At 44.2% G+C, this 15,186-nt stretch carries 12 protein-coding genes; 5 read left to right on the top strand and 7 right to left on the bottom strand.

Annotated features, from left to right (window positions below):
* Positions 1-32: 32 nt before the first annotated feature.
* From B9Y59_RS04555 to B9Y59_RS04545, 3 genes are all read left to right on the top strand, one after another.
* Positions 33-2,318, top strand: a complete 2,286-nt coding sequence (locus B9Y59_RS04555) for an efflux RND transporter permease subunit (RefSeq protein ID WP_085532039.1) — start codon at positions 33-35, stop codon at positions 2,316-2,318.
* Complete coding sequence (locus tag B9Y59_RS04550; RefSeq protein ID WP_085532037.1) at positions 2,305-4,440, top strand: hypothetical protein; 2,136 nt, start codon at positions 2,305-2,307, stop codon at positions 4,438-4,440. Before B9Y59_RS04555 ends, B9Y59_RS04550 begins: the two co-directional genes overlap by 14 nt.
* A 147-nt stretch (positions 4,441-4,587) precedes the next feature.
* Complete coding sequence (locus tag B9Y59_RS04545; protein ID WP_054324130.1) at positions 4,588-5,835, top strand: AI-2E family transporter; 1,248 nt, start codon at positions 4,588-4,590, stop codon at positions 5,833-5,835.
* 113 nt (positions 5,836-5,948) lie between these two features.
* Here B9Y59_RS04545 and B9Y59_RS04540 read toward each other — a convergent pair whose 3' ends face one another.
* The gene (locus B9Y59_RS04540; protein ID WP_054324131.1) at positions 5,949-6,545 is read right to left on the bottom strand and encodes a thymidine kinase; all 597 of its coding nucleotides are present in this window, start codon (positions 6,543-6,545) and stop codon (positions 5,949-5,951) included.
* 275 nt (positions 6,546-6,820) lie between these two features.
* Here B9Y59_RS04540 and B9Y59_RS04535 point away from each other — a divergent pair, with 275 nt between their 5' ends.
* On the top strand, positions 6,821-7,885 hold the full coding sequence (locus B9Y59_RS04535) for a response regulator transcription factor (protein WP_054324132.1): 1,065 nt from the start codon (positions 6,821-6,823) through the stop codon (positions 7,883-7,885).
* A 59-nt stretch (positions 7,886-7,944) separates the two neighbouring features.
* Here B9Y59_RS04535 and B9Y59_RS04530 read toward each other — a convergent pair whose 3' ends face one another.
* The 5 genes from B9Y59_RS04530 to B9Y59_RS04510 form a co-directional block, all read right to left on the bottom strand.
* A complete protein-coding gene (locus B9Y59_RS04530) occupies positions 7,945-8,361 on the bottom strand; it encodes a secondary thiamine-phosphate synthase enzyme YjbQ (protein ID WP_085532035.1) in 417 nt (138 codons plus the stop codon).
* Positions 8,362-8,427: 66 nt separating this feature from the next.
* A complete protein-coding gene (locus B9Y59_RS04525) occupies positions 8,428-9,141 on the bottom strand; it encodes a zinc ribbon domain-containing protein (RefSeq protein ID WP_054324133.1) in 714 nt (237 codons plus the stop codon).
* 100 nt (positions 9,142-9,241) lie between these two features.
* Positions 9,242-10,147, bottom strand: coding sequence for a helix-turn-helix transcriptional regulator (locus B9Y59_RS04520; RefSeq protein WP_054324134.1), 906 nt, complete (start codon positions 10,145-10,147; stop codon positions 9,242-9,244).
* A 64-nt stretch (positions 10,148-10,211) separates the two neighbouring features.
* Entirely contained in the window at positions 10,212-11,048 is an 837-nt protein-coding gene (locus B9Y59_RS04515; RefSeq protein WP_082402204.1) for a response regulator, read from the bottom strand.
* The gene (locus B9Y59_RS04510) at positions 11,029-12,945 is read right to left on the bottom strand and encodes a sensor histidine kinase (RefSeq protein ID WP_085532033.1); all 1,917 of its coding nucleotides are present in this window, start codon (positions 12,943-12,945) and stop codon (positions 11,029-11,031) included. Before B9Y59_RS04510 ends, B9Y59_RS04515 begins: the two co-directional genes overlap by 20 nt.
* A gap of 199 nt (positions 12,946-13,144) precedes the next feature.
* On the opposite strand from B9Y59_RS04510, the gene B9Y59_RS04505 reads away from it, so the two are divergent.
* Positions 13,145-14,740, top strand: a complete 1,596-nt coding sequence (locus B9Y59_RS04505) for a peptide ABC transporter substrate-binding protein (protein WP_054324139.1) — start codon at positions 13,145-13,147, stop codon at positions 14,738-14,740.
* 158 nt (positions 14,741-14,898) lie between these two features.
* Here B9Y59_RS04505 and B9Y59_RS04500 read toward each other — a convergent pair.
* Positions 14,899-15,186 (bottom strand): hypothetical protein (locus tag B9Y59_RS04500; protein ID WP_158088950.1); only part of this gene is annotated, 288 nt, incomplete at its 5' end.

Below are 15,186 nucleotides of genomic sequence, written 5' to 3'. Positions count from 1 at the left end.
TCCTAGTACTTTTTCATTGGAGGCGATCGGAATTGGAAAAGAAAAAGCACACTTCCCATAATCTAATCGACTTCATCATCAACAAGCGCAACTGGATTGAACGTATTTTTGCGATTGCCGTGATCCTCAGTGCCATCGCTTTCTGCTTTGTCAAGGTTAATTATGACCTAAGCAAATATCTCCCCGACGATGCGCCGTCAAAGGCCGGCCTTAATGTCATGGAAGAGGAATTCGGTTATCCTGGTACCGCTCGCGTGATGGTTGGAGAGGTTTCACTCTATGAAGCAAAACTGTATAAAGACCGTATTGCTGACATCGACGGCGTTAACATGGTTTCTTGGGCCGATACGGCAACCGATGTCTATCAGTCCAACCTATTCGTCAATTATGACAATATCGAAGACTACTACAAAGACGGTTATGCTGTCATGGACATCATTTTTGACGAGGGGGATTCCGACCCCAAAACGCATGATGCCATCCAAGAGATTGAGGACATCACTGGCGACAAAGGATACTTGATGGGGTCGGCTGTACAAAACAAATCCCTGGATGAGACTTTGACACGGGAAATTGCGATTGCTATGGTAATGGGCGTCATCATGATCGCAGTCATTCTCTGTTTGACCACAACATCCTGGTTTGAGCCGTTCCTCTTCCTGTTCATTATGGGGGTTGCCATCATCATCAATATGGGAACCAATATCTTTTTAGGCGAAATCTCCTTTCTTACATTCAGTACAGCCGCTATTTTACAGTTGGCCATTGCTATGGATTACTCGGTCTTTCTGCTGCACTCCTTCACAAGAGAGCGGCATGCGGGGATTGAACCGGTGCAAGCAGTTGCAAATGCGGTGAGAAGTTCTGTAACGTCCATTCTGTCCAGCGGAGCAACCACAATTGTAGGATTCCTTGTCCTGATGCTAATGCGGTTTAAAATCGGGTTCGATATGGGGCTGGTACTTGCAAAAGGGATTGTCATCAGCCTGTTGACTGTTTTATTGCTGATGCCAGCCCTGTTGCTCCGCTGGGGCGACAAAATCGAACGAACCGCACATCGTTCTTTTATGCCCTCTTTTGAAGGGCTTGGCAAAGTCGTCTTTAAGGTTCGCTATGGAGTCTTGATTCTAGTCGCTCTACTTGTTGTTCCAGCATTCACAGCCCAAAATATGAACCAATTCCGCTATGGAAATGGTGCGTTGGGTTCCAGCCCTGGGACAAAAGTTTATGAAGACGAACAAGCAATCAACACACGCTTTGGGCGCAGCAATCTTGTACTCGCATTGATTCCCAACACCAATAATGTGACGGAACGTGCCCTCACCCAAGAATTACAGGATTTAAAATATGTCAAATCCGTCACATCGTTGGCCGGCACCTTGCCCGAAGGAGTTCCTGAGGATTTTCTCCCTGAGTCCCTCACCAGTCAGCTCCATACGGATCACTACAGCCGTATGCTGATCTACCTAAAGACGAAGGACGAAAGTACATATGCTTACCAGTGTACCGATGAAGTTCGATCCATTGTTGAATCCTATTATCCAGAAGATTCCTACCTGGTTGGTATGACGCCTTCCACGCAGGATATCCAATCCATCATCACGAATGACTACAATTTTGTCAACGTTCTTTCCTTGTTAGGCGTCGCCATTGTGATTCTTTTTACGTTCCATTCTGCGATTATTCCAATTGTCGTGATGATTCCCATTGAAGTGGCCATTTTTTTCAATATGGCTATGCCGTATTTGACCGGCGATACCATGATTTATATGGGTTATATTATCGTAAGTTGCTTGCAGCTGGGTGCAACGGTGGACTACTCCATTCTGATGACCAACAACTACTTGGATGCGCGTACGAATCTCCCCAAAAAAGAGGCGGCGATTCATGCAATTGCACAAAGTGCATTGTCCATCCTCACCTCGGGCTCTATTCTGACGATTGTAGGATATGGTTTGTACTATATTTCAACTGTATCCGCTATTGCCGATATGGGACATCTCGTTGGACGAGGCGCCCTTTTGAGCCTAACGTTAGTGCTATTCCTTCTCCCGGTTTTGTTGGTATTAAGCGATCAACTTGTATTTAATCAAATGTATCGCCGCGCACAATACGAAAAACTACGAGCAGCAAAAATGCGCAAAGTACAGCTTACGTTGGAATCGAAACGCCGGATGCGCCGACGTGCCATTCGGAAAGCGATGCGTTTTCGTAAACGAAAAGCTTGGCTAGAAAAACGCAAACAAAAGAAATCGCAAAAATCGCTTGAACACGCGAACGAAGCTTGGAAGGAGGATTCCCATCATGAAGAAAAGTAACCGTTTTCTCGCCTATATTTTGAGTTTGACCATGCTACTTCCCATTGCAACGGTTCCTGCACATGCGGCCAATATACCGGTCACAACGGACGAAGCTGTCTATGTCAACATGGACTACTATGGTGCTATCACTGGAACGAGTGTTGTCAAAGGATGTAGTCTCAATGGCAATCGGGAATTCACCGACTATGGTTCTTATACAAAGGTTACGAACATGTCGGGGTATGATCAACCGGAATTGACAGATGACGGCGTTGTTTGGAAGTTGTCTCCAGACACAAAGGAACACTTCTTCTATGAATGTACGCCGAAACAGAACAGCATCGTCCTTCCGTGGACGTTCAAAGTCTCGTATAAGCTCAATGGCGTCCCCACGGAAGCACCCAAGCTGGCTGGCGCATCCGGACTCGTTGAAATTAACGTTGAGTGTATCCCTAACGGCAGTGCGGAAGCTTACTATCAAAATAACATGCTCCTGCAAGCTGCTACGATGGTCAACGTCGAAGATGTTCTCAGTATAGAGGCGCCGGGTTCGCAAACCCAATCCATTGGTACGTATAAGGCTATCCTGTTCGCAGCGCTTCCCGGTGAGCATACCACTTTTACCATTCGTATTGGTACAGATTGTTTTGAAACCCCCGGCATAGTCATGTTGATGATTCCCGGAACCCTAGAGCAAATGAAGGAGATTAAGACATTAAAGGAAGCCAAAGACACCATCGGCGATTCGGCCGATTCCATCTATACCAGCCTGGATCGCATATTGGAAGTCCTGGATGATATGTCTGGCAGCTTAAAAATGACACAGGAGGGTTTGCAATCGCTTCAACAGGCCCGTGCATCCATCCAGTCCGCCAAAGGGGATCTATATGAGGAAGCGGACGCCTCTTTAAACAATTTGGACGCACTCTCTCAAAAAATCGTAGCGTTAGTCCCCCATTTACAAAACGGGGAACAGCTGGTCAACGATGTCAATGCAGACATCAATTCCATGGTAAAAACCACGGACTTCCTTCGCACCGACCTAGACAGTCTATACCAATCACTCTCCCAGTTACAAAACCGCATGGAAGACTTACAGGAGGCATTGAACAACGCTACCATCAGCCGTAAGCACCTTTCTAACCTCCAGGATGCCATTGAAGATGTAACGGGTTCGGTTCTCCCATTTGAAGATGATCTGAATGACTTACAGGATGCCATCGATCAACAGGAGGACCCCCTTGGAAAGCTTCAAGCCAGCCTTCAAGGCGCTTACGATCAACTGAATCAGGTAATCGAAGATCTCACGCAACAAGGAGTTTCCGATACGCTTTTGGCTCCGCTGAAAAAGTATCGCGACCAATTGGGACAAAATATCGCAAAGCTAGATCAAACCCGTAAGAAGCTGAGCGATCTTTTTGAAAATATCCGTAACACAATTGGTTCTTTAGATGGACTCGGCCGTTCTATAGACGATCTTTTGGAGGACTTAAAAGGGCTATCTGACTTGGATTCTGCTGCCGATGTCATCGGTGAACTCAACCGTTCTGGCACTTCATTAAAAGCAGCCATTGATACTTGCTCCTCTTTTCTTTCTACGGTTGCGACTTTAAATGAGACGCTGAATCAATACAAGGAAGGAACGCGCTCTCTTCTATCGGACTGTTCCGAACTGACGGCACAGCTCAGTTCAACACTGACCAGCACCTCTGCGTTCCTACAGGATCTGAAAACCTTGATGAAAGAAAGTGGAGAACATTTGAATTCCGGAACGCAACAGACTCTGGATGGATTAATCGGCGCACTTTCCCAAGCATTGAATGCCTCGGACAGCACCACCGACCTTCGTAATGCAAATGGTTCAATCAAGGAAGCTGTGGATGATCAGTTAGATCAGTACGAAAATGACAGCAAATTCCTAAATTTGGATGCAGAAGAAGAAATGATCTCCTTCACCTCCCGTAAAAATCCCACGCCCTCGAGCATCCAAGTGATTTTGCGGACGGAAGAGATCTCCGTCGATGATACAGAAGAATCCATCGAAGACCTCGATCCAGATGAGCAGCCCACCAACTTTTGGGACCGCGTGGTAAACATTTTTAAGCAATTGTGGCAATCCATATGCTCCTTGTTCCAATAAATTTATTAGAACAAGTGTATAACGCCGGATACCATGGGCATCCTATGGCATCCGGCGTTTGTTCGGTTAAATGATAGATAAAACAAAACGGTCTTTTCTTTACTTCGCTCGCGGCGCGTATTATAATGGGCTTGAGGAGTGAACGATATGAATTTCAAACAGCTCGTAGAAGATTCTAAATTGACCAAGCGAGTCATTTTGGTCGTTACCTATACCGTTTTATTGATCTTCGCGCTGTTCCATTTGGACAAGCTTTTTGGCTTTATCCTCTCGATCTTTTCGCTTGCATCCCCATTTTTTATTGGTATTGCAATTGCCTTTGTGGTCAATGTTATTCTAAAGTTCTACGAAGAAAAGGTCTTTCTATTTTTAAACAAAAAAGATCTGAAACTGTGGAACAAATGCCGCCGCGCAGTATGTGTCGTGCTCTCTTTTTTAACATTAATCGTCATTCTCGGGGCAATTATCCTATTTGTGGTTCCGGAGCTCGTATCATCTCTGGAAGTCCTCGTGAAAAATGCTCCGACATATATCAATCGCCTTTCCAACGAGATTATTCGCCTGCTGCAAAAGTACAATGTTACACAGGAACAGATTAATTCCATCTCCATCGATTGGGCCTCCCTTTTATCCAAGGCAACGGAGGTCACCTCGAACTTTATGGGGTCGATCTTCAATATTACGGCCAGTGTAGCGAATGGCATTTTCACTATGGCAATGAGTTTCATATTCTGTATGTATATGCTGTTTGGCAAGGAAAAGCTTACGACACACTTAAAACGACTTTTATATGCTTTCCTTCCCAACCGCGCCGCCAGGCGTACCATCGAAATATCCAGTATGGCCAATCGTATTTTTTCCAATTTTGTGCGAGGACAGCTTACAGAGGCCTGCATTTGGTTTTTCCTGGTGTATATTGGTTTGAGCATTCTACGTCTCCCCTATGCCATATTGATTAGTTCAATCGTTGCTCTGTGCAGCTTAATCCCCATCATTGGTCCTTATATTTCCATGTTTACTGCTGGTTTTATTCTCCTGTTGGTGAATCCCTGGTACACTGTTACCTATATTGTCTTTTTCCTGATTCTTCAACAGATCGAGGGCAATTTGATTTATCCCCGCGTGGTAGGTACTTCGATTGGCCTGCCGCCCATCTGGGTTCTGCTTTCAATTATTCTATGTGGCAATTTGTTTGGGATCGTCGGTATCCTTTTAGGAATTCCGACCTTTTCCGTCCTGTACACGCTTCTGCGCGAATCGGTCCGCAGACGTCTGTATAAAAAGGGTTTTACAAAGGAACAGATGCAATTTCGTGGTTCTCTGGAAAAGCGCTCTGACCATACCCCAAAAACAACTTCTCTTGAAACAGATGAGGAATGTCCTCAGGATCGATAATGTTTGCTGTTTTGTTTGAAATCCTACTGACTCTATTGCGTTTTGAAGGATTTCCGTATTTGTGTGAACAAAAACCCCGCAAGAATCCCAGTGGATTCTGCGGGGTTTCTCTTTTACAAGCTAGATGAATTTTGCGAATCCATAAGTACAGACAGCTGGTTATCTCTCCAACACTTATAACACATGCCGATATAGCTCTCATTTCCGCCAATAAAAATTTGTTCCCCTTCCTTGACAATTTTTCCATTGTGGATACGGGCATTCACTTCAGCCTTTCTGCCACAGCGGCACACTGATTTGATCTCAGAAAGAGAATCCGCTAGTTCAAATAAGCGTTTACTTGCTGGAAACATTTTTGTCTGGAAATCGGTCTTTAATCCAAAGCACAACACAGGAATAGCATCCACGGCAAGATCCTTCAGCTGTTCAACCTGCTCTGGCGTGAGAAACTGTGCCTCATCCACAATCATCACTTGATAATCACGATGCGCTCTATACCACTCCAACAGGTTGACCGTCCGATCAATCACATAACACTTTTGTTCCAGTCCTATGCGTGATTTAACAATATCTACCCCATCGCGGTCGTCTAAGCTGGGCTTCAATAACGCGACACGGTACCCTTGTTCTTCATAATTGAATTTTACCATTAGGGCATTGGCGGACTTCGAACTATTCATCGCTCCATACTTGAAATATAACTTTGGCAATCGTCATCCTCTCCCCATTCCATCTCTTGTTTATTATAACGCGTTTAAGGGCAAAAGCAAGCAGTCATCCGCTCCTTTATTGGAACAGTTATTGCCGAATCGATTCGAGAGTCGCATTATAGAGGCTATATTTGCAATAACCTACATTCCTTTGATACTTTTTGTTTTATAATTGACTGATTTTAATAAAGTGATATAATGTATTTTATACACAATATTTATCAAAAAAATCCTCTATTTTCTATCTTATTCATCACATCAAGGAGGAAACCAGCATGTATTCTCTCATGATCGTAGACGCTGACCGCAATTTCAGTAAAACACTTCAACAGCTCCTCCCTTGGAAAGATCTTGGTTTTGAAATCATCAGCAGTATTACCGATGGGCAAGAAGCGCGCGAAGCGGCAGCAATCTTAAAACCGGATGTACTCATCACAGACATACACCTCCCTTCTTTGGATGGCCTCTCTCTGGCAAAAGCGCTTCGAGAAGGAAATCCACTGACAAAGCTTATCATTTTAACCGCCGAACACGACTTTCGTTATGCACAAGAGGCCATTACTTACCATGTAGAACGCTATTTATTAAAACCTGTCCAAGCAGGAGAACTGGAAGAAACCATGCGCAAGGTCCGAGAATCGCTGGATGCACGCCCTTTAAGCCGTCGGGAGATTCTCAACTCCCTCTTTAACGGACAGCGCGATGAAGCGCTTTACTCCATCATTCGTTCGGGCGATAAAGCAGCAGCCTCTGCCTTTATTGATGAGATCTTTTTAAATATGTCTGCGCCGGGCGTCTCTTTATCAGAATGTCAAATGCAGGTGATTCAGCTGTACTTTATCATTGCGCGCACGGCTAAAAAATTAATTCCAGAGTTTGATCTAAATGTTGAACGCAATTTGACTCTAATTATGCAGATCTTCAGTGAAGAATCGCCCGAAGAAATTCAGGCGTGGCTCCGGCGGCTCTGCCACAATGTGATGGATTATGTCGCCTATCAGCTCTGTGATAACGATGCCTCTCTCTCCTCCCGCGGATATAACTATCTGAAGAAGCATTATGCAGATCCGGATCTATCCTTAAAAACAGTCAGCGAGCACTTACATATCAGTTCCAATTACTTTAGCAGTATTTTTAAAAAAGCTATGGGGGATTCTTTCACCAATGTGCTGAATCAAATTCGAATGGAGCATGCGAAAGAACTTCTCTTATCCAGCAATAAAAAGATCTTGGAAATCGCACATGCGGTCGGCTATACCGATCCCCATTATTTCAGCTTCTGCTTTAAGAAGCACTTTGGTGAATCTCCCAATGAAGTTCGCCATGTAAAACGCAGATAAGTTCAAAAAGGAGGACCGCCCCAAAGAAATCTTTGGGGCGGTCCTCCTTTTTCTCAAATTCATTCTCCAATGATTTTAATCAAAGCATGTTTATCGCGCTTTCCATCAAACTCAAAATAGAAAATTTGCTCCCACGTTCCAAAATCCAAGCGGCCATTTGTAACAGCTACCACCACCTCGCGTCCCATAACGGTTCTCTTTAAATGGGCATCCGCATTGTCCTCAAAACCGTTGTGTTGATATTGGTCATACGGCTTCTCTGGAGCAAGCTTTTCCAACCAAACCTCATAATCGTGGTGGAGCCCCGCTTCATCGTCATTGATAAAAACGCTTGCTGTAATGTTCATTGCGTTCACAAGAATCAAACCCTCTTGAATTCCACTCTCGCGTAGTGCTTCCTCCACTTGTGGCGTGATATTTACCAGCCCTCTGCGCCTCGGGACATGGAACCACAGCTCTTTCCGATAAGATTTCATTGTTCATGCCTCTTTTCACGTTTTTTCCATCTTATCATACTCATCGTGGAAAAGGCAATCCCCCTGTCATCTCTGGCTCCACCGCTTCAACAGAGGAAAATACGCCATCATCGCTCTTTTGGCTTCCGCACGATCTTGATACCTCCCTGCATCCTTTTCTATATCCAAGCAAAAATCAATCATTTGCTCCATTGTACAATCTGCAACGAAAGCGCCGTTTGCATAACAGTAGCAACAATACTCTTTGCTTTTGCTTCCATCCGCATTTGTCCCTCGGTGGCTATCCTCTGTCATTGGCATCCCACAGCTTTGACAAAAATCGGCCAACGCTACATAAATAGCAATATCCGCTTCGTGGCAATCGCTTCCCTCCACAAAAGCGTATTCCTCAAAATCACACGTAAATTTACGCGGGAGTCCTTCCTTCCAAATCTCTTGCCAAAAGCGTTCTACATCTTTTTCTGCACACCCATGAAAAGAAAACTTTGCATACTGCCCGGCAGGAATGGTCACATATCGAGTTCCCTCCTGCATTGAGTCGCCGTCTTGGACTTGTTTGCCCACCCAAGCTTCATAAGATCCACTTACACCATTTTCGTAATGGGTATATAGGCCATAGACCGTTTGATTCTTCTTTTCGGCAAGAGAAGTATCAATCTCCTGATAATAACGCTCCCAAAGATTTCCGATTTTTTGCTTCATTTCCGGATCGGCGTTACTGGTCCGTGTCGCAATTCCAGCGATGATCTTTTCCTGTAGGGCCACAACCTCATATTTCATGACAATATCCTTCTTTCTCGGGGAATCCCCCGTTTTTGTTGGAATCAGTATATCCAACAAAATAGGACAGGAGTATGTCATATTAAAAAGCGGTCAGCAATTATTTTTGATACAATTCTGCAACCTTGTGAGCGATATTCGCCATCTGCTCTCGCAGTCTCGTTGGAGAGAGAACCTCGACATGAGCACCAAAAGATAACAGATACCCACAAAGCCAGGGGTCTTCCGGATGCTGTAGATTTACCAAGAAAAAGCCATCTTTATCCCGACAAATTTGTTCCGGCAGAAATTCATCGTATACACGAAACGCCATCGCTGGAGAAAACCTTAGCGTCAAAGAAATCTGCGCTCCTGGTTCATAAGAAGGAACAGCAATCTCCGGGAGTACCGTTCGTTCCCTTACAAAGCGACGGTCGGTTAAGCGAACTTGACGCATTCGAGAAATCTTAAATGTCCGGAAATTATTTTTGCTCAGACAAAATGCCTGCAAGTACCAGCTGCTATTTCGAAAATGCAGTTTTAAGGGCTCAACACAACGCTGTGTTGTCTCGCCCAAGCTATTTGAATAACAAAACTCCAATTCTCGGTGCTCCAGGATTCCCGTCTTGATCTGGCTAAAAATTTCCCGTTCTGCCGGTCCCCCATTCCATGTTGAAAAATCTACATCGATCCAGTCCGTCCCATGTTTTTGAAACAAGCCATTTAGGCGCGTTAAAACCTGTGTGTCTTGCATATTGGCAGCCCGCAGGCTTTGTAAGGCAAATAAAATCTCATCCTGCTCTTCAGAGGATAAAAGGGAACGCTCTAATACAAAATGGGGTAGCAAGCGAATTCCACCGCCCCTACCCTTACTGGCATAGATCGGAATCCCCGCGCCAGACAATAAATCAATATCACGATAAATCGTTCTTGGAGAAACTTCAAATCGTTCTGCCAATTGGGCCGCCGTCATGCTTTTATGTTCCATCAACAGATATAAAATCGTAAAGAGTCGATTTGTCTGCATGCGCTGCTCCTTTCAAGCAGAATTTAGAAGCAAAAGAACAAGACTGTCCTCTTTTCTGCTTAAATCATTTATACGAAGAGTCCTGTTTCTGGCCTGAAGCCAAGACGGTTTCAGCCATTCTCTGCACACTCGGTAACATCTCTTCCGCCCACGAGTACTCAAACAAATACTCTCCTGCAAAAGATGCTGCGGTTTGAAGATCTCCATCTACCAATCGAAAATAATCGCAGTCAAATCGCTCACAATTGATACCAATTTTTCCTCGAACGGATATAAGCGCTTCTCCCAGTCCGACTTTCTCCAATGCCTGTCGCAGGTACATACACGCTTTCCGATATTTTGCTTTGACCTTACTGTCGTACTGTTCTTCTTCCCACAGGGTCCCTATAATTGAATCCATATCCACCAGCGCCCCATCCTGGCTCACCAAAAAAGCAAAAAGTTCCTTTGCCTTACTGCTTCGAAAGTCCACCGGCTTGTCATCAACAAACAAACCAAAACGTCCAAACGTGCGAATAAAGGCCTTTTTCTTTTCAACAGGTCTCACGATTCGGCTCACTTTGTCAATCGCCTTTCTCACCGCTTTGGGCTCAAAGGGTTTCAAGATGTAACCATAAGCATCCTCATTGAAAGCATCTAATGCATACTGCTTATAACCCGTCACAAAAACGACGGCAATCCGATCGTTGATCGCATGCAGCCGATGAGCCAGATCCAGACCTCGAATCCCCGGCATCTCGATATCCAAAAATGCCAAATCGATTGGATGACTTTCTGCATACGCTAAAGCCTCCGCTGCATGCAAAAAACGTCCAACAATCTGTACATCCTCAAATTGCTCGCAGGTATCTGCCAGTTCTTCCACTGCCAACGGTTCATCATCAACAATCATCGTCCTCATCAAAGAGCCGCGCCTCCTGTTCTGGTATTTGAATGACCTGCCTTGTCCCTTGATTCACCACACTTTGAATGTCCAGCTCCGCATTCAATAAGGTTTTCAAACGATAACGAAGGTTCTTAATCCCAATTCCACCAAAAGAAGGCGATTGTAGGTGTTCCATCTCAAATCCCACCCCATCGTCCAGAATTTCAATCCAGATAAAGCCATCCTTTTGATAGGTAATCAGCGAAACGGTTCCCCCCTCTACTTTTTTACAGATTCCATGCCGCACTGCATTTTCTACCAAGGGTTGGACTGTCAACGGCGGCACCATAAAATTGCTGCATCGAATATCCCAATGAACGTGCAAACGTTCACCAAAGCGCATTTGTTCAATATTTAGATAAGCGCGTATATTCTGTAATTCCTCTTCAAATAAAATCGGTTCGGTACTTTCAATGGAATCCATGTTGCCACGCAAATAGGTCGAAAAATCATAAACCGCCTTTTCTGCCTTTTCCGGTTCTTTTCGACAGAGCACCTTGATTGCCAGAAGCGCATTATAGAGAAAGTGGGGCTGTATTTGATGCAAAGCAAGGTTGATCTGAGCCTTTTGCAACTCAACACGCATCTCGGCTACCTTTAATGCCTCATTTTGGATGGCGTTCAAACGTTTTCCATCCATATATTTGATCGCGATTGTTAAGCAGACTAACCCGATGGGAAATGCAAAGCTGTCGTCGATCAAAAAGAGCCCTGACAAAGCCATATCTCCCAGGAAACTTCCCACATACACACAGAGGCAACCAATATAATACGGGAAAAAATAAGGATTGGCGGAGCGGTCCTCCTGAAGAATTGGCACCACCATTACAGCGAAAAAGATCGGCGCTAATAGTAAATCGAATATCACCCACCACCAGGTAATGTGGAAAATTAATCCAACACTGATCGTAATGAAATAATCTGTAAGAACCAACATAGATACGCAGAACACACGCCGCCTCCTTTTTCGGGCTGTTGACGCCCTGGGGGCGGCACAAATCAAAATCACCCAGGCTGCTGCGCCAAAGATGTGAAAAGGAAACAGCATATAATCAAACGGCACAGGAGACCACGAACACAGCGCGGAAAAGATAGGTCCCCTGGAAAAACTCTTTATTAGAAATAATAGCATCAGAAGAAGGATGGATATAGAGTAGCCGCTTCGCGGCTTTAGAATGAGATCCATTGCATAGAAAATAATAAAAACAATCGCAATTCCCATTAGCAGAGAGCTAAAGATCATGTCCCGCTCTGCGTTTCGTTCATACGTAGAACGATCAATCAAAATAGGGGTCAAACACAATCCAGGATACACCCGGCTTGATACCTCGATCACCAATTCACATTCAGAAGAGCGCAAAGGAAGAGTGGTTTCTTCCTTTAAACTTGGAAAAACTTCAATATTCCGCAGATTTTTCAAAACAGTTCCGCTTCCAGAAAACGGTTCCCCATTTAAAAACACTCGGTAAGCCGATGGAAGATTTGGGACAACCACTAACACATCTGCTTCGGGGGGACAGTTTATCATCCGCAACCGATAGCTGGCATATCCTTTTGAAGGCAAATAATGTCCATCTTGTTTTTGTTGTGTCCAATAGGATGGAACGGACATCAAACCATCGGGTTCCTCTCCCTCTAAATGATCGGTCACCAAAAGCTTCTGCCAAAAAAACTCCCATTCGCCATCTAAAAAAATAGGTTCTCCCGTGTTAAAATCGACTCCGCGCAAGTCCACGGTGCTATTTTCGATGTGGGGCACATCTTGTCCACGCGATAGTTCCAAGACATGGAAAACAAACATCGCGCCGATGGTCAGAAAACACAGACAAGCTGTCCAGATAAACCTTCGATTTTCTCTTCGTAAAACTTTCATGTGCGTGCCTCTTTTCAACGGGACCTCCCTATTTTTAGTCTAACGTAGTTTGTAAAGTTCAAAATTCTACTGAATAATCATTTCCAATAATTTCTTAAGAATTTATTTTTTTATATCTCGTAGGTGCCTTGTTATTAAAAATAGTTTATGATATGCTAAAAAATATACAAATTTGTGTTATTTATTTCAGGTGATATATGTGAAAAAAACGAATTATTTTGCCGTACTTCTCTGTTTACTCTTGGGTTTAACCTCTTGTTCCTCTCCACAACCCCTTTCTGTGGACAATACACATCCCAAAGTTTTGCGATATGCGCTATTACAAGAGCCAAGTACTTTAGACCCACAAAAGGTGGACGCCACTTCTGAAGCAACCATTGCGTACCACATTTATGAGGGATTGATGCGCACTTACGGAGATCAGCTTCTTTATGGAATTGCAAAATCTTATGAAATCTCCACAGATGGATTGGTATATACCTTCCACCTGCGGGACGCATTTTACTGCGATGGAACACCCGTACGCGCACAGGATTTTGTCTATGCAATTCAACGTATGTTGGCAGATGAGAACTCAACCCGCCCCTTTATGGCATATCCTATCAAAAACGCGGCAGAGGTTCATAAAAAGGAACTCTCAGAGGAATATTTAGGAGTTCGCGCAATTGATGATGCAACATTACAATTTATTTTAGAAAATCCCACCCCTTATTTCCTACAACTTTTGGCATTGCCAACGTTCAGTCCGATTCCTTCTGAAAAAGAGAGCTCTGAAATAGGCAAATACTCTCTTTCCAATGGACCATTCCGCCTAAAGGAGTGGAAGCAAAATGATTCTATCCTTTTGGAAAAGAATCCTTATTATTGGGATGCCGATAAGATTCAATTGGATCAAGTCGAGATTGTTATTTCCACTGACTTTAACAAGCTTTATCAGATGTTTCTCGATCAAAAACTGGACGTTATGCCTGTCGCTACCACCGACGTATCCCCAGATATGACCCCTTATATTCATTACTACTTTAATGGTGCGAATGATTTTATTCGCTTAAATATGGACGGAAGCTGCCCCTTAAACAACAAAAATCTACGTTTAGCTCTCAACTATGCACTTAATCGAAACGACTACGTTGATTCTCTTGGTTCTGACGATGTAACTGCCAGCGCACGCTATGTTCTCCCTATTCTCCCTGGCGCTCACAAAACCTTTGGAGAAGAATACCCCTTGGAAGCATTTCCATTGAATGGAGATACACAAAAGGCACGAAATTATCTAAAAACGGCTCTACAAGAACTGGATCTTGAAAGAGCAGAGGATATTCAATTGGAATTATTGGTTACAGACGATTATTGGTCCGTAACAGAAGCACAAATTATTGAAAAGCAGTTGGAAGAAACGCTCGGGATTCAAATTGATATCTTGTCTGTTCCCTACAACACACATATGAATTTGGATACCATTCATAAATTTGAAATGTCACTCTCCGGTTGGATTCCTGAATACGCGGACCCGGCAACCTATCTGGAACTTTGGACATCGGATTCCTCCTATAACTGTGCCAGTTATTCAAGTGAAGAATACGACGAATGTTTTCAAACGGCTAATCGCCAAATGGACCCGCAGAGCCGGATGAGTCTACTTGCACAAGCTGAAACGATCTTGTTAGAAGACGCCGCCTTGATACCTCTTCAAATACGCCAAAGCGCCTTACTAAAAAATCCTAAATTAATCAACTTTGAAACTTATTATATCAATGCGGAATATGAGTATATTTATGCAGATTTTACTTCGTAACCGGTCGTGAAAGAAAGAAGCGCCTTCTGCCTCAGGGCAATCCTGCGGCAGGAGGCGCTTTTTACTTGCTATTCAACTTTTGCCGGAAACCTCCCCCGCGAGAAGTTTCCACATAGCTACCATTTACTATGTAACTATGGTATTCACTCAAAAATCGTTCAAGCTACCATTACCGTGCAATGCAGTTTTGCATTCTGGCCCGGAAGTGTGGTGTAAACGCCTGTGCTCTGGCCCGGTGTGCCAACTGCATAAACTCTGTAGTAGCAGTCATTGCCGATCTGGGACACAAACTGCGTCTTCAGAACGCTTCCGTTGCCCACTGTGAAGCTCGGCGCCAGTCCGTTTCCATTGACCACGGTCATCTTGAAGGTGTACATGCTTCCTCTGTTCAGCGTGATGGCATTTGCCGCATCACTGCGCACACTTGCCGCTGCACTCTGGCTTGC

Source organism: Anaeromassilibacillus sp. Marseille-P3371 (assembly GCF_900169665.1).
Taxonomy (GTDB): Bacteria; Bacillota; Clostridia; order Oscillospirales; family Acutalibacteraceae; genus Anaeromassilibacillus.
The sequence above is the reverse complement of the archived record's forward strand: the minus strand, read 5'-3'. Positions and strand labels throughout refer to the sequence as shown.